Source organism: Marinobacter piscis (assembly GCF_007671655.1).
Lineage (GTDB): Bacteria > Pseudomonadota > Gammaproteobacteria > Pseudomonadales > Oleiphilaceae > Marinobacter > Marinobacter piscensis.
The window spans coordinates 77,127-100,583 of sequence record NZ_VCGX01000003.1; the positions used below are offsets into that span (position 1 = coordinate 77,127).

At 55.3% G+C, this 23,457-nt stretch carries 24 protein-coding genes and 3 tRNA genes; 12 read left to right on the forward strand and 15 right to left on the reverse strand.

The annotated features are described in order from the left end of the window. Window positions 1–31 precede the first annotated feature (31 nt). Window positions 32–118 (reverse strand) — tRNA-Leu (locus FFI95_RS11265). A gap of 259 nt (window positions 119–377) precedes the next feature. Here FFI95_RS11265 and rnr point away from each other — a divergent pair. The 9 genes from rnr (at window position 378) to FFI95_RS11310 (ending at window position 9,517) form a co-directional block, all read left to right on the forward strand. After that, window positions 378–2,858: a ribonuclease R gene (gene rnr, locus FFI95_RS11270; RefSeq protein ID WP_144822604.1), complete on the forward strand. Its 2,481-nt coding sequence runs from the start codon at window positions 378–380 to the stop codon at window positions 2,856–2,858. Window positions 2,859–2,873: 15 nt separating this feature from the next. Beyond that, on the forward strand, window positions 2,874–3,611 hold the full coding sequence (gene rlmB, locus FFI95_RS11275; RefSeq protein WP_144822606.1) for a 23S rRNA (guanosine(2251)-2'-O)-methyltransferase RlmB: 738 nt from the start codon (window positions 2,874–2,876) through the stop codon (window positions 3,609–3,611). A 236-nt stretch (window positions 3,612–3,847) separates the two neighbouring features. Continuing rightward, window positions 3,848–4,291: a 30S ribosomal protein S6 gene (gene rpsF, locus FFI95_RS11280; RefSeq protein WP_144822607.1), complete on the forward strand. Its 444-nt coding sequence runs from the start codon at window positions 3,848–3,850 to the stop codon at window positions 4,289–4,291. 24 nt (window positions 4,292–4,315) lie between these two features. Next, on the forward strand, window positions 4,316–4,546 hold the full coding sequence (gene rpsR, locus FFI95_RS11285; RefSeq protein ID WP_144822609.1) for a 30S ribosomal protein S18: 231 nt from the start codon (window positions 4,316–4,318) through the stop codon (window positions 4,544–4,546). Window positions 4,547–4,573: 27 nt separating this feature from the next. After that, window positions 4,574–5,440 carry a YybS family protein gene (locus FFI95_RS11290; RefSeq protein ID WP_144822611.1) on the forward strand — a complete coding sequence of 289 codons (867 nt, stop codon included), beginning with the start codon at window positions 4,574–4,576 and terminating at the stop codon, window positions 5,438–5,440. Between the two features lie 20 nt (window positions 5,441–5,460). Further along, entirely contained in the window at window positions 5,461–5,907 is a 447-nt protein-coding gene (rplI, locus tag FFI95_RS11295; protein ID WP_144822613.1) for a 50S ribosomal protein L9, read from the forward strand. 199 nt (window positions 5,908–6,106) lie between these two features. Continuing rightward, window positions 6,107–7,513, forward strand: a complete 1,407-nt coding sequence (dnaB, locus tag FFI95_RS11300) for a replicative DNA helicase (RefSeq protein ID WP_144822615.1) — start codon at window positions 6,107–6,109, stop codon at window positions 7,511–7,513. Beyond that, window positions 7,513–8,619 carry an alanine racemase gene (gene alr, locus FFI95_RS11305; RefSeq protein ID WP_144822617.1) on the forward strand — a complete coding sequence of 369 codons (1,107 nt, stop codon included), beginning with the start codon at window positions 7,513–7,515 and terminating at the stop codon, window positions 8,617–8,619. Before dnaB ends, alr begins: the two co-directional genes overlap by 1 nt. Before the next feature lie 31 nt (window positions 8,620–8,650). Continuing rightward, window positions 8,651–9,517, forward strand: a complete 867-nt coding sequence (locus FFI95_RS11310; RefSeq protein WP_144822619.1) for an SDR family oxidoreductase — start codon at window positions 8,651–8,653, stop codon at window positions 9,515–9,517. Between the two features lie 22 nt (window positions 9,518–9,539). Here FFI95_RS11310 and fnr read toward each other — a convergent pair whose 3' ends face one another. Both fnr and ylqF read right to left on the reverse strand, forming a co-directional pair. Next, the gene (gene fnr, locus FFI95_RS11315) at window positions 9,540–10,295 is read right to left on the reverse strand and encodes a fumarate/nitrate reduction transcriptional regulator Fnr (protein ID WP_144822621.1); all 756 of its coding nucleotides are present in this window, start codon (window positions 10,293–10,295) and stop codon (window positions 9,540–9,542) included. Between the two features lie 129 nt (window positions 10,296–10,424). Then, window positions 10,425–11,303: a ribosome biogenesis GTPase YlqF gene (ylqF, locus tag FFI95_RS11320; protein ID WP_144822623.1), complete on the reverse strand. Its 879-nt coding sequence runs from the start codon at window positions 11,301–11,303 to the stop codon at window positions 10,425–10,427. Between the two features lie 211 nt (window positions 11,304–11,514). On the opposite strand from ylqF, the gene FFI95_RS11325 reads away from it, so the two are divergent. Beyond that, window positions 11,515–11,967: a Spy/CpxP family protein refolding chaperone gene (locus FFI95_RS11325; RefSeq protein ID WP_144822625.1), complete on the forward strand. Its 453-nt coding sequence runs from the start codon at window positions 11,515–11,517 to the stop codon at window positions 11,965–11,967. Between the two features lie 81 nt (window positions 11,968–12,048). Here the strand turns inward: FFI95_RS11325 and lipA are convergent, their stop codons facing one another. From lipA to FFI95_RS11345, 4 genes are all read right to left on the reverse strand, one after another. Continuing rightward, entirely contained in the window at window positions 12,049–13,089 is a 1,041-nt protein-coding gene (gene lipA / locus FFI95_RS11330) for a lipoyl synthase (protein ID WP_144822627.1), read from the reverse strand. Window positions 13,090–13,229: 140 nt separating this feature from the next. After that, complete coding sequence (locus FFI95_RS11335; protein ID WP_144822629.1) at window positions 13,230–14,507, reverse strand: O-acetylhomoserine aminocarboxypropyltransferase/cysteine synthase family protein; 1,278 nt, start codon at window positions 14,505–14,507, stop codon at window positions 13,230–13,232. Between the two features lie 130 nt (window positions 14,508–14,637). Then, window positions 14,638–15,072, reverse strand: a complete 435-nt coding sequence (locus FFI95_RS11340) for a PACE efflux transporter (RefSeq protein ID WP_144822630.1) — start codon at window positions 15,070–15,072, stop codon at window positions 14,638–14,640. Window positions 15,073–15,162: 90 nt separating this feature from the next. Next, window positions 15,163–15,239 (reverse strand) — tRNA-Met (locus tag FFI95_RS11345). Window positions 15,240–15,376: 137 nt separating this feature from the next. Between FFI95_RS11345 and FFI95_RS11350 the strand changes: the two genes are divergently transcribed. Continuing rightward, window positions 15,377–15,757 carry a nuclear transport factor 2 family protein gene (locus FFI95_RS11350; protein ID WP_144822632.1) on the forward strand — a complete coding sequence of 127 codons (381 nt, stop codon included), beginning with the start codon at window positions 15,377–15,379 and terminating at the stop codon, window positions 15,755–15,757. A 5-nt stretch (window positions 15,758–15,762) separates the two neighbouring features. Beyond that, window positions 15,763–16,296, forward strand: coding sequence for an O-acetyl-ADP-ribose deacetylase (locus FFI95_RS11355; RefSeq protein ID WP_144822634.1), 534 nt, complete (start codon window positions 15,763–15,765; stop codon window positions 16,294–16,296). 56 nt (window positions 16,297–16,352) lie between these two features. Here the strand turns inward: FFI95_RS11355 and ychF are convergent, their stop codons facing one another. From ychF to FFI95_RS11395, 8 genes are all read right to left on the reverse strand, one after another. Continuing rightward, complete coding sequence (gene ychF / locus FFI95_RS11360) at window positions 16,353–17,444, reverse strand: redox-regulated ATPase YchF (RefSeq protein ID WP_144822636.1); 1,092 nt, start codon at window positions 17,442–17,444, stop codon at window positions 16,353–16,355. Between the two features lie 114 nt (window positions 17,445–17,558). Continuing rightward, window positions 17,559–18,152, reverse strand: a complete 594-nt coding sequence (gene pth, locus FFI95_RS11365; protein WP_144822638.1) for an aminoacyl-tRNA hydrolase — start codon at window positions 18,150–18,152, stop codon at window positions 17,559–17,561. A 21-nt stretch (window positions 18,153–18,173) separates the two neighbouring features. After that, entirely contained in the window at window positions 18,174–18,833 is a 660-nt protein-coding gene (locus tag FFI95_RS11370) for a 50S ribosomal protein L25/general stress protein Ctc (protein WP_144823241.1), read from the reverse strand. Window positions 18,834–18,971: 138 nt separating this feature from the next. Next, entirely contained in the window at window positions 18,972–19,922 is a 951-nt protein-coding gene (locus FFI95_RS11375; RefSeq protein WP_144822640.1) for a ribose-phosphate diphosphokinase, read from the reverse strand. Window positions 19,923–19,974: 52 nt separating this feature from the next. Continuing rightward, window positions 19,975–20,049: transfer RNA gene (locus FFI95_RS11380), tRNA-Gln, on the reverse strand. Between the two features lie 19 nt (window positions 20,050–20,068). Beyond that, entirely contained in the window at window positions 20,069–20,929 is an 861-nt protein-coding gene (gene ispE, locus FFI95_RS11385; RefSeq protein WP_144822642.1) for a 4-(cytidine 5'-diphospho)-2-C-methyl-D-erythritol kinase, read from the reverse strand. Continuing rightward, on the reverse strand, window positions 20,926–21,561 hold the full coding sequence (lolB, locus tag FFI95_RS11390) for a lipoprotein insertase outer membrane protein LolB (RefSeq protein ID WP_144822643.1): 636 nt from the start codon (window positions 21,559–21,561) through the stop codon (window positions 20,926–20,928). Before lolB ends, ispE begins: the two co-directional genes overlap by 4 nt. Further along, window positions 21,561–23,321: a tetratricopeptide repeat protein gene (locus FFI95_RS11395; RefSeq protein ID WP_144822645.1), complete on the reverse strand. Its 1,761-nt coding sequence runs from the start codon at window positions 23,319–23,321 to the stop codon at window positions 21,561–21,563. The genes lolB and FFI95_RS11395 overlap by 1 nt, the downstream gene beginning before the upstream one ends. Window positions 23,322–23,457: the final 136 nt, after the last annotated feature.

Consider the following 23,457-nt stretch of genomic DNA (forward strand, 5'->3'; position numbering starts at 1 on the left):
GAAAACTCTGGCCATTTCTTGAGGGAAGAAATGGTGCCGAGGAGAGGATTTGAACCTCCACGGGGTTGCCCCCACTAGCACCTGAAGCTAGCGTGTCTACCAATTTCACCACCTCGGCAGGTGATTTGCAGTTTCGCAGTCAGTTTGTTGATAAACCTAGCGTTTCTGCCACATCGGCGGGATGTTCCCGTCAACCGATGGCGCGTACTTTAATAATTCCCGGCAGGGCTGTCAAATGTTTTTTTTGAAAAAGAGGCTGGCAGGTATTTGTGCTTATAAGTGGTGCGTTGTTAGTCAGTGAGTGCGTACCATCGTATACTGTGCAACAAATGAATACGAACAGCGCCGTTGTGGCGCCGTACTGAACAAGGATCCGAATGGTTTCCAGAAATAAAAAACACAAAGATCCTCACGCTGGCCGTGAGGCTCAAAAATATGAAAACCCGATTCAAAGCCGGGAGTTCATACTCGCACACCTGAAAGAGCGGGGTGCACCGGCAACACATGAAACACTGTGTTCCGAGCTTGGCCAGACAGACCCGGAAGGCATCGAGGCCCTCAGGCGTCGCCTGATTGCAATGTGCCGGGATGGTCAGCTTATCTGTAACCGCCGTGATGCCTATTTGCCGATAGAAGAGGCAGACCTGGTCAGCGGCCGGGTGATCGGCCATAGAGACGGCTTCGGCTTTTTGGTGCCGGATGATGGCGGCTCTGACCTGTTTTTAACCGCCCGGCAAATGCGTAAGGTTTTTCACGGTGACCGGGTGGCCGCCCGGGTAGACAAGATTGATGATCGTGGCCGGCGCGAAGGTGTCATTGTTAACGTTCTTGAGCATCGTACACACCAGACGGTCGGGCGCCTTTTCAAAGAAAGCGGCATTGCCTTTGTAGTGCCGGAAAACGCCCGTATAAACCAGGAAGTTCTGGTGTCGGAGGAGCATCTGGGCGAGGCGCATCACGGCCAGTATGTGGTTGTTGATATCCTGCGTCAGCCAACGGTTCGCTCCCAGCCTACCGGGAAAATTGCCGAGGTTCTGGGCGAGCATATGGCACCGGGAATGGAAATTGACGTTGCTATCCGCTCTTACGACATTCCCCATGAATGGTCCACAGAGGTGGGCGAGCAGACAGCAGCCATTCCGGGCGAGGTTACTGAGGCTGATAAAAAGAACCGGGTAGACATTCGCAACATGCGCCTGGTAACGATCGACGATGAGACTGCCCGTGACTTTGATGATGCCATCTATTGTGAGCCCAGAAGTCGCGGCGGCTACCGTCTCGTTGTCGCCATAGCAGACGTATCGCACTATGTACGCACAGACTCTCCGCTGGATGAAGAAGCTCTGCGCCGCGGTAACTCTGTGTATTTCCCGGATCACGTGGTGCCGATGCTTCCGGAAAAGCTTTCCAATGGTCTGTGTTCCCTGAACCCGGATGTCGATCGTCTGTGCATGGTTGCAGATATGACCATCAGTGCGGCTGGTAATATCAGCGGATATACCTTTTACCAGGCTGTGATGCGCAGCCATGCCCGGCTGACCTACAGTAAAGTCAGTGACATGCTGGAACGGCCGGACTCAGAGCCAGGTTATCGGCTGTCAGCCCAGTATGCGGACATATTGCCGCATTTACATAACCTGTACGACGTATACAAGCTTCTGCGCAAGGCACGGACAAAGCGTGGCGCTATTGATTTTGAAACCACGGATACCCGCGTGATTTTTGATCCGGAGCGCAAGATTGAAGAAATTGTGCCAGTGCACCGCAATGATGCGCACAAGATTGTTGAAGAGAGCATGCTGTGTGCCAACGTAGCGGCGGCGCGCTTTCTCAAGAAGCATAAAATGCCGGCACTTTACCGTGTGCACGATGGGCCATCGGAAGAGCGGCTCAGCTCGGTTCGCCTGTTTCTGGGAGAGCTTGGTCTGCAGTTGGGCGGTGGTGACAAGCCGACGTCGGCCGATTACCAGGCCTTGCTGTCCGAAGTCGCTGACCGGCCTGATGCCGGCGTGATTCAGACCGTAATGTTGCGGTCGTTGAGCCAGGCCGTTTACAGCCCGGATGAAAGTGGCCACTTCGGTCTCGGCTTTCCCAGTTACACGCATTTCACCTCACCCATACGCCGGTATTCGGATTTGATTGTGCACCGGGCTATCAAGTCCCGTATCCACAATCCGGAAGTGACAAAAGATGTGGTATCACCGGCGAAACCGGATCCGGCATTGGCAGAATACCCGTACGATTACGAAAAAATGCAGACGCTCGGTGAGCATGTGTCAATGACAGAACGGCGGGCTGACGATGCTACCCGGGATGTGATGGCGTGGCTCAAGTGCGAATTCCTGAGTGATCGTGTGGGCGAGGAGTTCGACGGGGTAATCGCCGCCGTCGTTCCCTTCGGGTTCTTTGTTGAGCTTTCGGATGTTTATATCGAGGGCCTGGTGCATGTTTCAACACTGAGTGGTGATTACTTTCATCATGATTCGGCCAAACACCGCCTGATTGGTGAGCGTACGGCCATTAGTTTCCGCCTGGGTGATGAGCTGCGGGTTAAGGTGATGCGGGTTGGCATGGAAGACCGCAAAATCGACCTGGAACTGGTCAGTAAGCCCAAGCGCCGGCGGGCCGACAGAGATGCTCTGGATGTGACCAAGAAGGAAACACGAAACAAGAGCAGCAAAAAGCCTGATAAGCGGCGTAGCCGGAAAAGTGCGCCGGCAGGTGCAAAATCCGGTAAAGAGGCGAAAGCCCAGCTGGTCGCAGACGCAGCCCGTGAGGCCGGCAAAAAAACGAAGAAGGGACAGGGCAAGTCAGCCAGTACCAGTAAAGCGCGGAAACCGCGAAAGACAGATAAGTAACAGGGAACCGAATCAGTGTCCGGAGAGTTTGTATTTGGCTGGCACGCAGTTGAGGCTGTTCTCAAACGTGAGCCGGAAAGACTGCAGCAGGTCTGGATTCAGACCGGTCGGCAGGATAAGCGTGTAGCGGGTATCACCAACACCCTGAATGAGCTCGGGGTTCAGTGGGCTGTCGTACATCGTCGGGAACTTGACCGGCGTGTGGCCGGGGTTCATCAGGGGGTTGTGGCAGAAGTCAGCGCAAGCCGCGAATGGACGGAAGATGACCTGCTCACACAACTCTCAGCAGGCAGCAATCCGCCGTTCCTGTTGGTACTCGACGGAGTAACCGACCCCCATAACCTTGGAGCCTGTCTGCGTACCTGTGATGCTGCGGGGGTGCAGGCGGTGATTGTTCCGAAAGATAAATCAGCGTCGCTAACGCCGGTGGCCCGCAAGGTTGCCTGTGGAGCAGCGGAAACCGTGCCACTTGTACGAGTCACCAACCTCGCCCGTTTTCTGCGCGCGCTTCAGGATCAGGGTATATGGCTGATCGGTACTGCAGGAGAGGCAGCTGCCACTTTGTATCAGGCGGACTTCACAGGCCCGGTGGCACTGGTCATGGGCGCTGAGGGTAAGGGGATGCGCCGGCTGACCCGTAAGCATTGCGATCAGCTGATCAAAATCCCCATGCTTGGGCATGTAGACAGTCTTAACGTGTCTGTTGCAACCGGTGTCTGTTTGTACGAGGCTTTGCGCCAGCGGCTTGGTTAACTGTTGCACAGAAGGCTGTCAGCGCCTAGAATACGTCACCCCTTTTTTCAGGGGAGAGGTTTGTCATGCCCGTTGAATGGGCAGTGCCACACCTCGCTTTTGATCAAGCCTTTAATTGTAAAGCCTTATTGAAAGAGCAAAAAGAACCGGCAGCATCGTCTGCCACCTCCTTGCTTTCATGCGTCCTGACTGAGTCGGGAAATGGCAGAAAGCTGTTTAAACCGTAGGGAGAACTCATGCGTCACTACGAAATCGTATTTATGGTACACCCGGATCAGAGCGAGCAGGTGCCCGCAATGATCGAGCGTTATACCAGCCTCATCACTGAAGATGGCGGCAAGGTAGATCGCCTGGAAGATTGGGGCCGTCGTCACCTGGCATACCCGATCAACAAGATTCACAAGGCTCACTATGTGCTGATGAACATCGAATGTTCACAGACAGCACTGGACGAGTTGACTCACAACTTCCGGTTCAACGATGCCATTATTCGTGACCTGATCCTGCGTCGCGATGAGGCGGTTGTCGATCTGTCTCCGATGAAAGCCGCAGAATCCCGTGAAGACCGTCGTTCCGGTGGGGATGATCGTCCACGTCGCTCAGCTGCACCTTCTGAAAACCGTCCGAGCGAAAGCAAAGACGAGACTCAGAAAGCTGAAGCCCAGGGCGAAGAAAAGTAATTAACCGGAGTTGAGGAGTACATTATGGCTCGTTTTTTCAGACGTCGTAAGTTCTGCCGCTTTACGGCAGAAGGTGTTAAAGAGATTGATTATAAAGATCTGGACACACTGAAAAGCTACATCACTGAAACTGGCAAAATCGTGCCCAGCCGTATTACCGGCACAAAAGCACGTTATCAGCGTCAGCTGGCAACCGCTGTAAAGCGCGCCCGCTACCTGGCACTGCTGCCGTACTCGGACAGCCACGATAACTAAGTAACAGATAGAATAAGGCTTGGGACCATGCGTGCACTGGCACAATTTGTAATGCGCGGTCCCCTGCAGGCCAGCGGGGTAGCAGCGGTAACAACTGCGATACCTTTGCTGTTCTGGATTGGCGCCGCAGTTGTTGGCCTGGTTTTTCTCAGGCTGGGCATCAGTCAGGGGCTTAATATTGCTCTCTGGGCATTGCTTCCAGCGTTTGGCTGGGCGGTGTTCGGAAGTGATCCCACAGCTCTGGCAGTACTGCTGCAAGTGATGCTGATGGCGTCAGTACTCAGAGCAACGCTGTCCTGGGAAAGAACCCTTCTTGGAGGGAGCTTTCTGGCAATTGTCATGGGCCTGTTATTGCCCATGCTTTACCCCGGCCTGATGGACGAACTGGTTCGCGCCGGGGTCAGTTTTTACGAACAGTACAATGCCGAGGTGGCTCGCTCACTCGGGAGTGATCTCGAGATAGCGATACGGGACACCATGAATGCCAGTATGGCAGGCAGCTACCTTGCAGTCGCTGTGGGAATGACCATGCTGGCCCGGTGGTGGCAGTCGACGTTGTATAACCCTGGCGGATTTCGCAAGGAGTTTCACAACTTCAGGTTGTCACCAACTGTGGCAGTGGTGTTAGCTGCGACCATGGCTGTCGGCCCGTTTCTTGGGCTGAACCCCATGCTGCTTGGCTGGGTAGCCGGAACGCCGATGTTTCTGGCGGGTGTGGCTCTGGTTCACGGCATTGCCGGGCGTAAAAAACTGAGTGCCCATTGGCTTGGAGCGTTTTATGTTGCACTGGTGCTCCTGGGCCCAAGTCTGATGATTCTGTTAGTAGTTCTGGCTTTTGTGGATAGCTGGCTGGATATCCGGGGGCGATTAAAGCCTGCCGGGCCGGCTGAATAAAGCACGAAGAGGTTAACGAGATGGAAGTTATTCTGCTCGAGAAAGTTGCAAACCTTGGCTCTCTGGGCGACAAGGTGAAAGTTAAGTCCGGTTACGGCCGTAATTTCCTGCTTCCCTATGGCAAGGCTGTGCCTGCTACTGAAGCAAACCTGAAGGCGTTTGAAGAGCGTCGCGCCGAGCTCGAGAAGGCTGCAGCTGAAAGGCTCGCCGCAGCTCAGGCCCGTGCCGAGGCACTGGAGGATGCGTCCTTTACGGTCACATCCAAAGCGGGTGACGAAGGCAAACTGTTCGGCTCCATTGGTGTGCGCGACATTGCCGACGTTATCACTGCCGCAGGTACCGAAGTTGAGAAGAGCGAAGTTCGTCTGCCGGAAGGCCCGCTGCGGGTTACGGGCGAGTACGAAATTGAGCTTCAACTGCACTCTGACGTTGCAGTAACAGTAAAACTGGCGGTTGTTGCCGGGTAATCTGCTTACACCAGAAGCAGTGCCGGGCCAGCCCCGGCCCCTGAAGAATGCCAGAAGCTGACTGACAGGCCCGAACCGTTTAAACACGGCTTTCGGGCCTGTTGCTTTCTGGTATGCTGTAAGGCTCAGGTAATCCCTCCATTGCCACGACGTTTCGCAATCATTGTTGTGGTTCTGACGTCCAACTGAAGAAGTGTTCATGGCCAAGCCTAATCTGAAGCCCGCAAGTACGGATCTTGAAACCAGTCGCATCAAAGTACCCCCTCACTCTGCCGAAGCCGAGCAGGCTGTTCTGGGTGGTCTGATGCTGGATAATCGCCGGTTTGATGAGATTACCGAGATAATCTCGGCGGCTGATTTTTATCGCCAGGACCACCGCCTCATTTTTGGTGCGGTTGAGCGCCTGGCCAGTGAAGGTGAGCCACTGGATGTGGTTACCCTGGCTGAGTTTCTGGAGCGTGCCGGAGATATTGAAGATGCCGGCGGTTTGTCTTACCTGGCTGAGCTGGCGGAAAAAACCCCCGGCGCGGCCAATATCCGGGCTTATGCAGAGATTGTCCGTGAGCGCTCTATTCTCCGCCAGTTGGTGGAAGCATCGGGAAAAATTGCAGACTCGGCTTTTAACCCCCAGGGGCGCAGCAGTAATGAGATTCTGGATGAAGCCGAGCGCAACGTTTTCCAGATTGCCGAATCCAGGGTAAAAGAGGGCTCGGGCCCCCAGTCTATCAACCCGATTCTGACTCAGACCCTCAGTCGCATTGAAGAGCTGTTTGAATCCGGAGATCAGACCACGGGCCTGACTACCGGGTTCCGGGATCTGGATGAGCAGACATCCGGTATGCAGCCGGCAGATCTTATTATCGTGGCGGGGCGACCCTCGATGGGTAAAACCACCTTCGCCATGAACATTGTAGAAAACGCATTGATCAGCACAGGCACACCGGTGTTGGTGTTCAGTATGGAAATGCCGGCAGACGCGCTGGCCATGCGTATGATTTCATCGCTTGGGCGCATTGATCAGACTAAAGTGCGGGGCGGCAGGCTGGAAGAGGATGACTGGCCCCGTTTGACGTCGGCTGTGAGTCTGTTGAAAGATAAGCCTTTGTATATTGATGATACGCCCGGCCTGAGCCCTACGGAATTGCGCTCCCGGGCCCGGCGGGTTGCCCGGGAGAACGACGGCAAGATCGGCCTGATTATGGTGGACTACCTGCAGCTGATGCGGGTGCCGGGAAACACCGAAGGCCGGACAGCTGAAATTTCGGAAATTTCACGGTCGTTAAAGGGAATAGCCAAAGAGCTCAGCTGCCCTGTGGTCGCACTTTCACAGCTTAACCGAAGTCTTGAGCAGCGCCCCAACAAGCGCCCGATAAACTCCGACTTGCGCGAGTCAGGCGCCATTGAGCAGGACGCAGACGTTATCATGTTTGTATACCGTGATGAGGTTTACAACGAAGATACGCCGGACAAAGGCATTGCAGAGATCATTATAGGCAAGCAGCGGAACGGGCCCATCGGGACAACCCGCCTTGCGTTTATCGGCAAATACACCAAATTTGAAGACCTGGCCCATGGGGACTATGGCGATTACGGTGGGGAGTACTGATGCCACGCAGCACTGTTGCCCGCATAGATCTGCAGGCTCTGCGTAACAACTACCTCAAAGCCTGTCAGCGCGCCGGCAGCGCCAAAGCCATGGCGGTGGTAAAGGCAGACGGCTATGGCCACGGTATCGCCCGTGTTGCTTCGGCACTGAGCGATCTGGCACCCAAATACGCCGTGGCATGTATTGAAGAGGCCTGGGCTATTCGTGATGCGGGGCTGGCCCAGCCGGTGGTGTTACTGCAAGGGGTGCATGCGGCGGAGGATATCGCTGAATGCAGCGGGAAAGCATTTGAGCCTGTATTGCACGGAGAGTCTCAGCTGGAATGGCTGCTTAAAGGTAGTCACAGGCCGACCTTCTGGCTGAAGGTTAACACCGGTATGAACCGGCTGGGCTTTCGACCGCAAGAATTGCCGGGTGTTATGGAGAACCTTGAAAAAACAGGAGCGCTCAGCCAGCTTCAGGGGTTTGTGACTCACTTTGCCTGTGCTGATGATACCGGGAGCGCAATGACCGCAGAGCAGACCTCTGCGTTTATTAAGGCAACCTCTCCCTGGCCAACGCTGCTGAAGAGTGTCGCTAATTCCGCTGCCCATTTTATTGCTGGCCAGCCATTGTTTGACTGGAGCCGCCCCGGAATCATGCTTTATGGCGGATCACCGATTGTCGGTAAAACCGGGCCTGAGCTGGGCCTTGAGCCGGTAATGACACTTGAGGCTCCTCTGATTACTACCCGGGTTGTCAGGGCCGGTGAAAGTGTGGGCTATGGCTCGGTGTGGACAGCCCGGCAGGACACCCTGATGGGAATGGTGGCCGTTGGCTATGGTGATGGCTACCCCCGGCATGCGGGCACAGACACTCCGGCAGCCGTTGATGGCCGGCGTATCCGGCTAATTGGCCGGGTCTCCATGGACATGCTGGCGGTAGACCTGAGCAACGCACCCGGAGTGAGTGTTGGCGATACGGTGGAGCTCTGGGGACGCACTGTCGGGGTAGACGAAGTGGCCACTTGTGCAGGCACCATTTCGTATGAGTTGCTGACAGGTCTTACCAGTCGGGTTCCCCGTATCGTACAGCCATCAGCCAGGCAAAAGCCCGGGGCGCGTTAATATTAATCATATCCGGAGGCATTGAACCCCAGTGCATGTACTTGTTATTCACGATTACGGCCCGCTAGGCAAAATACTGCTTGAGCGTCTCAGGCAAACCTCTCTTGATGTCAGCCCTCTGTTGGTCAGTGATCCTGCAAGTGCCGACCTAAGTGCGCTGGAGAACTGGGTTCCTGAAGATACCGACCTTATCGTCAATGCTCTTTGGCTGGCAGACCCGGAAGCCGCTGAGCAAAACCCGGAAGGCACCTACAAAACGGCCTTTTCGCTACCGGTCGCGCTGGCAGAATTTGCCCGGGATAAAAACATAGCACTGTTCCAGCTGTCTTCATGCTATGTGTTTGATGGCCGGAAGCAGAATGGTTATATAGCGTCGAACCCCGGACAACCGGTAAACGAACTGGGGAGCTGGCAGTGGGAGAGTGAGCAGGCGCTGCGTGCACTCTTGCCACGGCACATTGTCTTGCGTACCGGGTGGAGCCTCAGCCGCTTTATTCGCAAAGTACAGGCCAGTACGGCGGCTAATGAGGTGCTGGCATTGCCGGGGCGGTGTGTAGGCCAGCCGGTATCTGTGCAGGATCTGGCACGGGTTATGACGGCAGTTGTGCAGCAACTGGATTGTGGTGCTGAGGCCTGGGGAACATACCAGTATGCCGGCTCTGAAACAGTCAGCCTCTACGAACTGGGGCTGGCCATTGCCGGTTTGCCAGGTATTCCCGAAGATTTGCGTGTCGTCGATGAAATGCCGCCCTGGGGCGCTATTGAGCCGCCCAATACAACACTGGTCTGCACCAAGATTCGCAATACGTTCGGAATCAAACAGCTGCCCTGGCGCTCCGGGATGGTTACCGAGCTGGCTATGTTAAAAGAAGCCGCCAGGGCGCCGGGGGCAAGCTAATACCGGCCCGCCCGGGAAAGGGTTATGACTGGCAGCCCTGACGGGCGAATTCACGGGTTACCAGCTGCAGAGCTTCGATATCCAGTAACTCCACCTCACGGCCCCGCGCACGGATAATGCCCTGGTTCTGGAAGCGGGTAAAAACACGACTTACGGTTTCAACAGCAAGGCCCAGAAAGTTGGCAATGTCATTTCTTGCCATCGGCAGGCTGAAGTTCGTCGGTGACATGCGACGACGCTGGAACCGGCTGGATAATGACAGCAGCAGCGATGCAATCCGCTCTTCCGCTGTATTCTTGCTCAGCAGCAGGGCCAGTTGGTGGCTGTTCTGAATTTCCTGGCTCATGAGGTGGTACATGTGGTGCTGGAGTTCAGGCAGCTTGCCGGTGAGCTCCTCCAGCTTGCCGACCGGAAACTCACACACGCTGGTGCGCTCCAGGGCCCGGGCCGTACAGGCGTATGAGTCACTGCTCATGCTGTCCAGACCGATAAGTTCACCGGGCATAAAGAAGCCGGTTACCTGCTCTTCGCCACCCTCTGTAATAATCGATGTTTTAACGGAGCCGCTTTTAACCGCAAAACAGGATCGGAAAGGTGTGCTCTGATCAAAGATATGTTCACCACGGCTGTAGATACGGCCCTGTTGTACGATATCTTCAAGGCGGTCCAGGTCGTTATCCTCTATGGCCAGTGGCAGGCACAGGTTGCTCAGGCTGCACTGGTGGCAGGATGCTTTGAGGGGAGAGGATGCCTGACGGATCTTTATTGCTTGAGCCATTACTTGTAAACCGTCCAATTTGATGCAAGTCAACTTGTTACTCTAATACCCTGAAGACAGTTTGCCAATGACTAAACTTAAGGACATGTGCATATATTGAAAACAAAAATGCCGGTTAGCAGGCAAGTGTCAGGGTGTCTGGACAGTTTGTTCCTCGTGGTCGCGCATTTCCTGTTCAATCATTTCCGGGGTTTCCAGAGAGATTCGCCCCAAGGTGCCGCTGCGAAACTCGTTAAGCAGCACTTCCGCAACCTTATGCAGATCCGGCCTGCCGCGACGGCCGAGAAACCGGCGTTTCAGGGCAATGGCATCCATCAGCGCCAGACCATCTGCCGGCAGCTCATCGAGGCCGTAACGGGCTTGTACCTGTTCAGGGTAGGCCTCGAGCAGATAATCTGCCTCGAACAGGGCAATATCCTCAAAATCCAGTACCGCGCTGCGAATGGCACCGGTGATTGCCAGTCTGTAGCCACAGTCTTCCGGAGACAGTTTCGGCCATAGAAACCCGGGCGTGTCATATAGAAGAATGTTGTCAGGCAGTTTGATGGTTTGCTGGGCCTTGGTTACTGCCGGCTCATTACCGGTCTTGGCAATCGGGCGTCCTGCCAGAGTGTTGATCAGGGTGGATTTACCAACATTGGGTATGCCCAGAATCATCACTCGCAAGGCGCTTTTCTGGCGGTCATGCTCTGGCGTCATTTCCCGGACCAGGTCGAGGATGTCCAGCACTTCATTGCGCTTTTTATGGGTGAGGGGGATAGTCCGGACACCCCGCTCCTGCTCCAGCCAGGGTTGCCATTGGGCCGTGACGTCCGGATCCGCCAGGTCACGCTTGTTCAGCACCCGGAGTAGTGGCGTATGACCGCGCAGAGCTGGAACCAGCGGGTTTTCGCTGCTGAAAGGGATGCGGGCATCAAGTACCTCAATGATCAGGTCCATCTGAGGCATGATCTTTTTGATCTCCTTGCGGGCCTTGTGCATATGCCCTGGAAACCAGTTAATGGCCATGTTTTGCTCCGAAAGTAAAGTAGCCTGCCTATTATGAAGGGGAATGACGAAATTTTCACATTTGTTTCAAAGCGCTCGTGTGGCGGGTTATAAAGGGATCTGGTGCTCAGTGTGTACAAAAATAAGGGGTATCGGGGTGAAATCCGGATGCCGAATGCTTTAGGGTGTTCCATTACGTAGTTTCTTAACCCAATCGTTAACGGAGATTTCTATGAAGCTCGCAAAGTTTGTCGGTACGGCTCTTGTAGCGCTGAGCCTGTCAGCCCCGGCGCTGGCTCAACAGGCAGGTGCGCCGCAGCAGACGGATCAGGTTACACAGCTTGCGGAAATGGTAGGTCTGTCAGATGATCAGCAGAACGAGATTCGCGGTATTCTTAATGAAATGCAGGCCGAGATTGCACCGCTGAGAGAAGAGGCTCGTTCGTTACAGGAACAGATGCAGAATGAGATCAAAGCAGATTACGATGAAGATGCGATTCGTGATCAGGCAGAAGATCTGGGTGATGTGACCGGTGAAATTGCCGCGCTATCCACCCTCATGCAGGCTAAGGTGGACAGTGTGTTCACACAGGCGCAGCGTGATGAGCTGGAGAAGAAAATGCAACAGATGCGTCAGCAGATGCAGCAGCAACAGCAGATGATGCAACAGCAGCAGGGTCAGTGAGTCTGCTGAAGCATTAACAGCTCAGAGAAACAGCCGCCCCGGTTCTAAGGAATCGGTGGCGGCTTTTTTTATGGACATGTTTCAGTCCAGGCTTTTTACCGGAATCTGCATGGCATCCGGGGCAGGTACTTCGGGCACAGCCAGCCCAAGGTTATTCTTGTCGAAGACCCGGTCGGCCCGGTAGGAGGAGCGCACCATGGGCCCTGAGGGCACTTCCATAAAGCCTTTCTCCAGACCTATCTCACGATACTGATTGAACTCTTCCGGTGTAACGTAACGCTCCACCGGCAGGTGGTTCTGCGTCGGCCGCAGGTACTGGCCCAGAGTCAGGATGTCTACGCCAATAGCGCGCAAATCGTCCATGGTGGCAAGAATTTCTTCATGAGTCTCGCCCAGGCCCAGCATCAGACTGGTTTTCGTCAGTACGTCTGGCCGGTATTTCTTGGCATGCGCCAGGACACTGAGCGTCTTCTGGTAGCCCGCACGGGGGTCGCGTACACGACCGGTCAGCCGCTCCACGGTCTCTACGTTTTGTGCGAATACTTCAAGACCGGAATCCACCACTTTTTCCACGTCAGACATGACGGCGTCAAAGTCAGGCGTCAGAGCCTCTACTGCCACCTCGGGCGTGCGTTTTTTGATGGCTGACACACAGGCCGCATAGTGTGCGGCACCACCGTCGTCGAGATCGTCCCGGTCGACAGAGGTCAGTACGATATAGCGCAGGCCCATGAGCTCCACCGATTTGGCGGTATTTTCAGGTTCGTCCTTGTCCAGCCAGCCTTTCGGATTACCCGTGTCCACGGCACAGAAGCGGCAGGCACGCGTACACACAGATCCCATGACCATGATAGTGGCTGTGCCAGCGGTCCAGCACTCACCGATATTGGGGCAGTGGGACTCCTGGCAAACGGTGCTTACCCGGTGGTCACTGACGTTTTTGCGTACCGCCTCATAACGTTCACCACCCGGCATTCTGGCCCGCAACCAGCTGGGCTTGCGCTCAACCGGGGCAGGTGTCTGCCTTGCCGATCGCTTCTGGCCATCCTTGATGGCAGAAAAGCCATGCTCATTGCGGAACTTGGAACCACTGGTAACGCGGGGCTTTGCGCTTTCGCTCATTGCAACCGAACTCTCAGAAGGATGAAGGTATCCCCAGAGAATAATCGGCTGGCGGGAGAGTTACAAGGCAGGTACGGGCAATCACGGGGGTGGATAAGAAGCCGGATACGACGTTGGTCGTACCCGGCCCGGAGCTTCTATTAGGCCTGGGACTTCTCCAGAGCCTGGGTGATATCTGCCAGAATGTCGTCCACATGTTCAATGCCGATCGACAGTCGCACCAGGTCTTCACTGACGCCGGCATTTGCGAGTTCTTCTGCGTTTAGCTGGCCATGAGTTGTGGTTGCCGGGTGGCAGGCCAGTGTTTTCGCATCACCGATGTTCACCAGGCGGTAAATCATCTCCAGCGCATCAATGAACCGGGCGCCGGCGTCACGTCCGCCCTTGATGCCGAAGCTGAGGATGCCGGAGGCCTTGCCGCCGCAGATCTTGTCGCAGGTTGCCTTGTACGGGCTGTTGGGTAACGCGGCATAGTTTACCCATTCGACGGCCGGATGATCCTGCAGGAACTGCGCCACGGTCTCGGAGTTCTCACAGTGACGATCCATGCGCAGCCCCAGAGTTTCCAGGCCCTGCATAATCAGGAATGAGTTGAAAGGAGACAGAGCGGAGCCGGTATTACGCAGCGGCACTACGCGGCAGCGGCCAATAAAAGCGGCCGCGCCAAGCGCTTCGGTGTACACCACGCCATGGTACGACGGGTCCGGCTCGTTCATCATTGGAAACTTGTCAGCGTTGGCTTTCCAGTCAAATTTACCGGAATCCACAACAGCGCCGGCTATTGTGGTGCCGTGACCACCGATGTACTTGGTCAGGGAGTGAACCACGATATCGGCGCCATGTTCGAACGGTCGGCAGAGGTAAGGGGTGGCCACCGTATTATCCACGATCAGGGGAATGCCATGTTTGTGGGCAACCTCTGCCCAGCGCTCAATATCCACTACGTTGCCGGCAGGGTTGCCAATGGATTCGCAGAACAGTGCGCGGGTCTGGTCATCAATGGCCTTTTCAATGGCGTCGAAATCATCGTGGCGAACCATGCGGCACTCGATACCCTGGTTAGGCAGCGAATGGGCAAACAGGTTGTAAGTGCCGCCATACAACTGGGCTGTGCTGACAATATTGTTGCCAACCCGGCAGATGGTTTGCAGGGCATAAGTGATAGCTGACATGCCAGAAGCCACCGCGAGCGCACCTATGCCGCCCTCAAGAGCTGCTACGCGCTCTTCCAGTACCGAGTTTGTCGGGTTCGTGATCCGTGTGTAGATATTGCCTTCGACTTTCAGGTCAAAAAGGTCGGCGCCGTGCTGGGTGTCATCAAACGTGTAAGACGTGGTCTGATAAATCGGTGTTGTGGCGGCCTTTGTTGTCGGGTCGCCTTTAAAGCCTACATGGAGGGCTAGCGTCTCAAATTTCATGGTAACTTCCTTGCGAACAGGTCGTCGGTGTTATTGGTTTAGGGCCGTAGTATGCCATATAGAACAGGCAGGGTTTATAACGGTATGCAATCGTGACATACCGAAAAACACTATGGGGCCGGGCAGCGCCTTAATGTGCCGGCGGAGGCGTGGAATCCGGATCAGGAAAAAGGGTGTCGTAACACCAGGTGAAGACAAAGGCATATACCAGATAAAACAGTGAGAAAGAAATATCCAGCAACAGTGCGTCTATTAATTTGATCTCCATCCACCAGGCAATAATCGGTAGAAAGACGATTAACAGACCTGCCTCGAAACAGACGGCATGCAGCAGACGCAGTTTTACAGATTTGTGCGTTGAGCCGGTCAGCCGCTTCAGCGTGTGATCAAAGCCCAGATTAAAGAGGTAGTTCCAGGTTGTCGCCAGGGTGGCGCCGATCAGACCGAGCACACCGGTTTTTTCAAGAGAGTAGCCAAAGACAAAAGCAGCAAGAGGGGCAGAAATCAGCAGTCCGACCACCTCAAAGGAAACCGCTTGCCGGATTCTGTCAGCGGTGGTTCTCATCAGATGTCTCCACAGAAGCTTGGCATTCCCGGATTTTCACCACAGGAATAAAAAAAGGCCGCGATGTAAATCGCGACCTTTTCTGAATACTGGTAGCAAGGGGCGGAATCGAACCGCCGACCCCGGCATTATGAGTGCCGTGCTCTAACCAGCTGAGCTACCTTGCCATTGCTTCATCAATGGAAGCGGCGCGTATCATATGTTCGGAGCGGCTGTGTGTCAATAGCTGGTTTGAAAAAGGGCCAGTGGTGTTTGTCAGAGTGTGGTAATGTTTCCCAAAAGCTTTTTGAAATGGAGTTTGCCCATGCAGCCGAAAGAAACCGTAGAGCACTTCATCGCGCACATTCACGCCCAGCGTCTGGATGAGGCAAAGAACCTGCTGGCAGCGGAAGGGTTTGAGTATGTCGGGCCAAATATGCGCTTTCTCAGCCGGGATGACATGCTGTCTTATCAGTTCGGTATGGTTGCTATCCAGAAGGATTTGATTGTGCGCCAGCTCAGCGCGGACGGTGAGCATGTGTTCGCAATCCTGGATTACCAGACGAACTTTGAGCCAATCGGGGATGTGCGGCTCGCGGTCTGGTTTCGTGTCCGTGACGGAAAAATTCATACGGTGGAGGCATTCTATAACGCCGCCGTGGTTGAAAATATGCTGGGTGGCAATCTGCCTACAGCGGGAGGATGACTCTGTTGACGACAAAATTGCGTGCTATTCGTGGTGACATAACTTCTCTGAGTGTTGACGCTATTGTCAATGCTGCTAACTCATCGTTGCTGGGCGGTGGTGGCGTGGATGGAGCCATTCATCGTGCCGCCGGCCCTGAATTGCTGCAGGAGTGCCGGGCGCTTCAGGGATGCGATACAGGGGATGCTAAAATTACGAAAGGCTACCGCCTGCCCGCAAAGCATGTGATCCACACGGTTGGCCCAGTGTGGCAGGGTGGCGACCATAATGAAGCCGGGTTGCTGGCCTCGTGCTATCGGCAGAGCCTGAAATTAGCCATTAATGCCGGTGCCCGGACCATAGCCTTCCCGTGCATCAGCACTGGTGTCTACGGCTTTCCCGCAGCGCCGGCAGCCCGTATTGCTGTGGAAACGGTGCAGGCAAGCCTTGTTTCGGGTGCAGGGCTTGAAGAAGTGATCTTCTGCTGCTTCTCGGAGGAAGATCTGAAACTGTACCAGCAGATACTTGATGAGCCGGAGAGTCTGGGTGATGAAGAATAGGGAAGGGCAGTCTGCCAGGCAATCAGCTGGCAGACTGCGGGGTCTGGCAGGTTGAATCAAACGTTAAACCGGAAGTGAATAACGTCGCCGTCCTGAACAATGTACTCCTTACCTTCCAGGCGCCATTTGCCTGCGTCCTTGGCGCCCGCTTCTCCGCGGTACTGGATAAAGTCGTCGTAACTGATCACTTCGGCGCGGATAAAGCCACGCTCAAAGTCCGTGTGGATCACCGCAGCGGCCTGAGGGGCGGTGGCGCCGATCTTGACAGTCCAGGCCCGGACTTCCTTAACACCTGCGGTAAAGTAGGTCTGCAGCCCCAGCAGGTCATAACCGGCACGGATAACCCGGTCGAGGCCTGGTTCGTCCATGCCCATCTCGTCGAGAAACATGCTTTTCTCGTCATCTTCCAGTTCTGAAATTTCTTCTTCAATCTTGCTGCAGATCGGCACTACGACAGCGTTTTCCTCGGCTGCAATTGCCCGTACCTGATCGAGATAGGGGTTGTTCTCAAAGCCGTCTTCCGCCACGTTGGCAATGAACATGGTCGGTTTGATTGTGAGCAGGCACAGCTCCCGGATCAGCAGCAGTTCATCGGCATCCAGCCCCATGCTGCGAACAGGCTTTCCCTCGTTCAGCACCGGCAGCAGGCGTTCAAAGATCTCCAGTTGAGCCTTGGCTTCTTTATCGCCACTTTTTGCCACACGCTGAACCCGTTTGATGGCTTTCTCGACCGTGTCCATATCGGCCAGCGCGAGCTCTGTGTTGATGACTTCGATGTCGGAGGCCGGGTCTACTTTATTGGCGACGTGGATCACGTTGTCGTCATCAAAGCAACGAACAACATGAGCTATGGCCTCGGTCTGACGGATGTTGGCAAGAAACTGGTTGCCCAGGCCCTCACCCTTGGATGCACCGGCAACAAGGCCGGCAATATCCACAAACTCCATGGTGGTGGGCACCACTCTTTCCGGTTTGACGATCTCCGACAGATGGTTAAGGCGTGGGTCTGGCATGGCAACCACGCCTGCGTTTGGTTCAATGGTGCAGAACGGGAAGTTTTCCGCGCCAATACCCGCCTTTGTAAGTGCGTTGAACAGGGTGGATTTGCCGACGTTAGGCAGGCCGACGATGCCGCAGTTAAAACCCATGAAAAGCCTCTGCTGGAACTGGAAAATTTTGCCGGATTATACTGGTGTCCGGCACCGGGTGCGAGTAAGGAGTATTGAGGGGTGGTGAATTGCCAGGGTGTACAGCTGCGCTACTCAAGTCGTTGCAGGGCGGAAACTGTGCAAACGGTTCATTGCAGCCGCCGTATTGCCGGATGCAGCATCAGGCAGTACCCGCATGATTTCACCAAACACCGCGTTCAGGTCTTCGGTTTCACGCTTGCCCAGGCGGCCCAGCACATAGCCTGTGACTTTGCGGCTGTCGCCGGGGTGTCCGATACCAATACGCAGCCTCTGGAACTCATTGGTGCCCAGATGTGCGATAGTGTCTCTCAGACCATTATGCCCGCCGTGTCCGCCACCTTTTTTCAGTTTAGCGGTGCCGGGGGGGAGGTCGAGCTCATCGTGTGCGACGAGAATCTGGCTGGGGGAGATCTTGAAAAAGTCTGCAAGTGCTTTTACAGACTGGCCACTGCGGTTCATAAACGTGGCCGGATTCAGCAGGTGCAGCTCAATACCCTGCCACTGAATGCGAGCATAGTGCCCGTGGTACTTTTTTTCGGGGCGTAGCACCTGGCCCGCGTCGCGGGCCAGGGCTTCAACAAAGAGGGCGCCGGCATTATGGCGGGTGTTTTCGTAGTTAGCGCCCGGGTTTCCCAGGCCAACCACCATGACAATATCCTGTGCCATTTGCCATTGCCTCCGGAGTGATTACTCCTTGTCTTCGCTGCCTTCTTCGCCTTCACCTTCACCTTCGGCTTCGTCGGCTTCTTCGTCAGCCTTGACGCCTTTCGGCTGGTTAACCGAAACAATGGCCTGGTCGTGCTCCTCACCGTGTTGCAGGGCAGGAATGCGTACGCCTTCCGGAAGCTTCAGGTCACTCATGTGGACAACCTGGTCCATTTCGATATCGGTCAGGTCAATTTCGAGAAACTCGGGAAGATCTTTCGGCAGACAGGCGATTTCAACTTCAGTCATCAGACGGAAGGCAACACCACCGTAAGTCTTGATTGCCGGAGCCGTTTCTTCGTTCAGCAGATGCACGGGCACCTGGACAAAGATTTCCTGGTCCTGCTCAACCCGCTGGAAATCCGCGTGAGTCAACAGCAGCTTGTATGGGTGCCGCTGCAGGTCCTTCATGATTACACTCTCTTTCTTGCCATTGAGGTTAATGGTCAGAATGTGAGAGAAGATAGCTTCGTTTTCCAGCGCCTTTTTCAGCTCGTTGTGCCAGATGGAAATCGGAGTAGCATCTTTTCCACCACCGTAAATGATGGCTGGAATTTTACGTTCCTCACGACGCAGGCGGCGGCTCGCACCTCTCCCCTTGTCGTCACGAGGAAATGCATCTATTACAAAGTCCTGAGACATGGTTTCTACCTCGATCGTCACCTGAACTGCCCGCGACCAGGCGTTGGGACAGGTGATGTTTTTGATAAGCCGGGGTTTCCGGCTGACGAAAAGAGTCGGGAGCCTGTGCAGGCTCCCGACTCACTGATTTTTATACACTCAGGCGTTTTCAAACAACGCGCTGATTGATTCTTCATTACTGACACGGCGAATAGACTCTGCGAGCAACCCGGCCATGCTGAGGGGGCGGATCTTATCACAGTTTTTCGCTTTGTCACCCAGCGGGATGGTGTCGCAGATAACCACCTCATCCAGCTCGGAGTTGCTGATGTTTTCAATAGCCGGGCCGGACAGAACCGGATGCGTAATATAGGCGACAACCCGGGATGCGCCGCGCTCTTTGAGTGCGTTGGCCGCTTTACACAGGGTTCCTGCGGTATCCACGATGTCATCAACCAGGATGCAGGTCTTTTCGTTTACATCGCCAATGATGTGCATAACCTGGGATACATTGGCTTTGGGCCGGCGCTTGTCAATAATCGCCAGGTCGGCGTCATTAAGACGCTTGGCAACGGCGCGGGCGCGCACAACGCCACCCACGTCCGGTGATACCACCACAAAGTTTTCAAACCGTTGCTTTTCAATATCATCAAGCAGTACGGGGGTGGCGTAGATGTTATCTACTGGTACGTCAAAAAAGCCCTGGATCTGGTCTGCATGCAAATCTACAGTGAGGACCCGGTCAATGCCAATGCTGGAAATCATGTCGGCCACTACCTTGGCACTGATAGCCACGCGGCTGGAGCGCACACGGCGATCCTGGCGTGCATAGCCGTAGTAGGGGACAACAGCAGTGATGCGTGAGGCTGATGCGCGGCGCAGAGCGTCGGCCATCAGAATCAGTTCCATCAGGTTGTCATTGGTCGGGTAGCACGTGGGCTGAATGATGAACACATCATGGCCGCGTACATTTTCGTTGATCTCTACGGTAGATTCGCCGTCACTGAATCCGCCTACGGTCGCATTGCCCATAGGTACATGAAGTTTTTTGGCGATAGCGTGGGCAAGCTCTGGGTTGGCGTTGCCTGCGAAAATCATCAATTTGGACACGATGATATCCTTCTCGTTTTCGGAGGTTGTGTCAGGAGAAGTGGGAGAAAGGTGGCTGGGGTGGCAGGACTCGAACCTGCGCATGACGGGATCAAAACCCGTTGCCTTACCACTTGGCGACACCCCAGTATCGTGCTTCTTTGGCATCATTTCAGCTCAGTCAGCTTTGTGTGTAGAGGTGATCTGTTCACCCCTTTAGCTACGAACCCCTTGATGCCGGAGGGTTTGCTTTCCCAGATGATCCGAGCTGCGGATTCTGTAGGGAAACGTCCAAAAATGCAAGCCCCGGTTCCGGTTAATCTTGCAGGTCCGAATTGTGTGAGCCATTCCATGCTCCGCCTGACTTCTGGATACAGCTCTTTAACCGTATCTTCGCAGTCGTTTCGGTACCTCGAGGCGTCTCCCTCAAAAGCGGGCGCTATTGTCATCTTTGGAGTGTCCCTTGTCAACCCCTGGGCTGAAAATATCTTTCCTGTGTTGATGTTGCAGTCAGGGTTCAGAACCAGAAACCAGTCTTCGGGTGGGAAAGCGGGGGTCAGTTTTTCTCCTACGCCCTCAGCAATGGCCGCCTGGCCATGCACGAAAACCGGTACATCGGCGCCCAGTGTCAGGCCAATTTCAGCCAACTCTGTGAGCTCCAGTTTGAGCCCCCATAAATAATTCAGCCCCAGCAAGGTTGTGGCCGCGTTAGAGCTGCCGCCACCCAGGCCGCCACCCATGGGCAGACGTTTATGGATGCTGATCGAGACACCACACAGGCCCTCCGGCGCCTTCTGTGCAAGCGCGTGCGCGGCCCGGACGGCCAGGTTGTCTTCTGCGGGAACACCGGGAATGGCGTCCTCCATATGAATACCAGGCCGGTCGGGGGTCAGGCTCAAAGTGACATCGTCGCCGTAATCAAGGAACTGAAACAGGGTTTGCAGCTCGTGATACCCGTCGGGTCGCCGTCCGAGTATGTGCAGGAAGAGGTTTAGTTTGGCAGGAGAGGGCAGGGTAATGCGAGTCACGGCTTGAGTTCCTGCCAGTCGCCAACAGCCACCCGAACCCGCTTCTGTTCTTTCAGTGCGGTGATTCGGGCCGGGAGGGCCGGAATGTTGCTTTGCTGTTCATGCCAGCGGTCATAACGGATTTCCCAGCCGTCCTGCCGGATGATCGCCAGCTCACCCTGATTGTTGAAAAGCAGCCGGTAATCACTCCCGGGTGAAGGCAGGCCGCGTATCCACCAGGTCAGGCTTTCCAGGGGGAGTTGCCAGCCTGTTGCGGCTTCCATCAGGGCAGCCGGGTCACCTGAGCGGTAAGTCTCACCATTGGCAAGCGTCAGTTCGATGAACTCGGGCACACCTTTTAAGGTTGTACTGCCCATCCCGAGAAAAGATGAGGAGAGCGCAAGGTCGTAGGCCTCGCCTTTCTGTATCCAGTGATTGATAAGAGCAGTGCCGCTGTCTGAGGGCTGGCGGACCGCCAGCTTGCCGCTCAGCTGCCAGTGGTCAAACTGCCTGAGTTGTGCGGAGCGATCTGCCCAGTCAGCCGGAGGCTGATCCGTCATGCCATCCGGAAGGGGCTCCAGCCGGATGGTGCTACAGGCGCTCAGGCTCGCAATCAGCAGGGTTGTCAGCCAGGCGCGTATCCATAAAGGCATTACTGAACACCACTGCCGGTCAGCCGCTCAATGGTTTCCCGCAGGATCTCGTGCTCCGGATCCTGCTCCAGGCCTTCTTTCCAGATAACCTGCGCCTGTTCATCCGCGCCACTCATCCACAGGGCCTCGCCGTAATGAGCAGCTACTTCCGGGTCCGGGTAAGCAGCCCACGCGCGGGACAGATACTCCAGTGCCGACTGTATCTGGCCTTCCTGGAACAGGACCCAGCCCATACTGTCCTGGATGGCGGGGTTTTCCGGGTCCAGTGCCAGAGCCTGCTCGATATAGCCACGGGCTTCGCTCAGGCGGTCGGTGCGTGTGGTCAGAATGTAGCCGAGGGCGTTGAGTGCAATGGCGTTATCCGGTTCGCTTTCAACAATGGTTCTGAGATCCTGCTCGGCTTTACCAGGCTGATCCATGGCATCAAAAAGCATGGCTCTTGCATAGCGCACCTCCAGGTTGCCGGGGTAATCCGCAAGCGCATCGGAGGCTGCAGTGAGCGCCTGTTGCTGGCGTTTCTGGTCAAGTAGCAGGTTCACCTCAAGCAGCCAGAGATTCTCCGCCTTCCCCGGGTTGGCGTTGCGCAGTGAGCGGATGTTCTCCAAAGCCTCGTCGAGCCGGCCTTCAGCACTCAATAAGGCGCTGGACCGTGCAAGAGACGGGAAGTAGTAGGCACCGGCTTCCACGCTCTGATAATAGCCAATGGCCTGCTCGGTGTTACCTGCTTCCTCTTCAATTCTGCCAAGGTAATAACTGGCTTCATCGCTGTGGTGGTCTTGTTCGATCAGCTGCGTAAGCTGATTTTTTGCAAGATCCGGCTCCCCGTTTTCCAGAGCAACCAGAGCGTGTGAGAGGCGCAGCCCTGAGTTGTCAGGGTAGCGCTTTACCAGACGGCTGAATTCATCCTGAGCTGCCTGCAATTCGCCTTCATTGATCAGCATGCGCCCGTACAGGGTGCCCATCTGGCGGTTTGCCGGGAAGCGGCGGGTATTGATAAGCAGGTGCTCAAGCGCTTCGTTGGTTCTGCCTGTCTGGTACAGAAGGTCGCCCTTGAGAATAATAGCTGGCTGGAAGTTGGCGTTTTCGGCCAGAAGCGGTTCAATGCGGTTAAGGGCGGTATCGGGTTCGCCGGTGACTTTCAGCAGCAGGGCAATACTGTATTCCAGCTCCGGTGTGTCCGGATGGCGGCTGGCCATTTCTTCATAAAGCGTCAGCAGTTCCTGTTGCTGTTCTGGTGGCAGGTTTGCTGCCATGGCCGCCAGGCTATCGAAGTCTGCATCTTCGCCCTGAGCCAGGATTTTTTCCATATGGCCCATGGCAACGTCCAACTCCTTGCGTTTGACCGCCTGAATGGCGGAGACTCTGAGGGCCTGCAAGTTGTCCGGGTCAACGCTGAGCCATAACTCGGCCAGCTGTTTCTGAGCGTTATCGGCATTGAGTGAACGGGCAATGCGCATAGCGCGGGCGATCACTTTTTTATCACGGGACTGCTGTGCGGCTTTAAGGTAGTTGACCAGTGTGACATCGTACCTGCCCCGCTGTGCCGCAATTTCGGCAGACAGCAGCAGATACAGGGTTTCGGGCTCAAAATCAGCATACTCCGGCGGGGGCATACTGCTGATATCACCGACGGATTCTTCAGTGTTCTCGACGCTGGCTTCACCTGTGGAGGGTGAGGGTTCTGAATCAGTTATACTGGCACAGCCTGCCAGGGAGAGACCCAGCAGGCAGGTAAGTAAAAGCGGTACGGATTTGTGCATGCAACTTCCCGTGATTTGATGACTGCGCACTCTGAATGACCCGTGCAGGCGCTGGTTTTTTGCGCAGAAACGGGCCCCGGCGTGCGTCGGTACCCTATAATGGCACAAGCTTCCTTTCTTGCCCAACCTGTCCGCA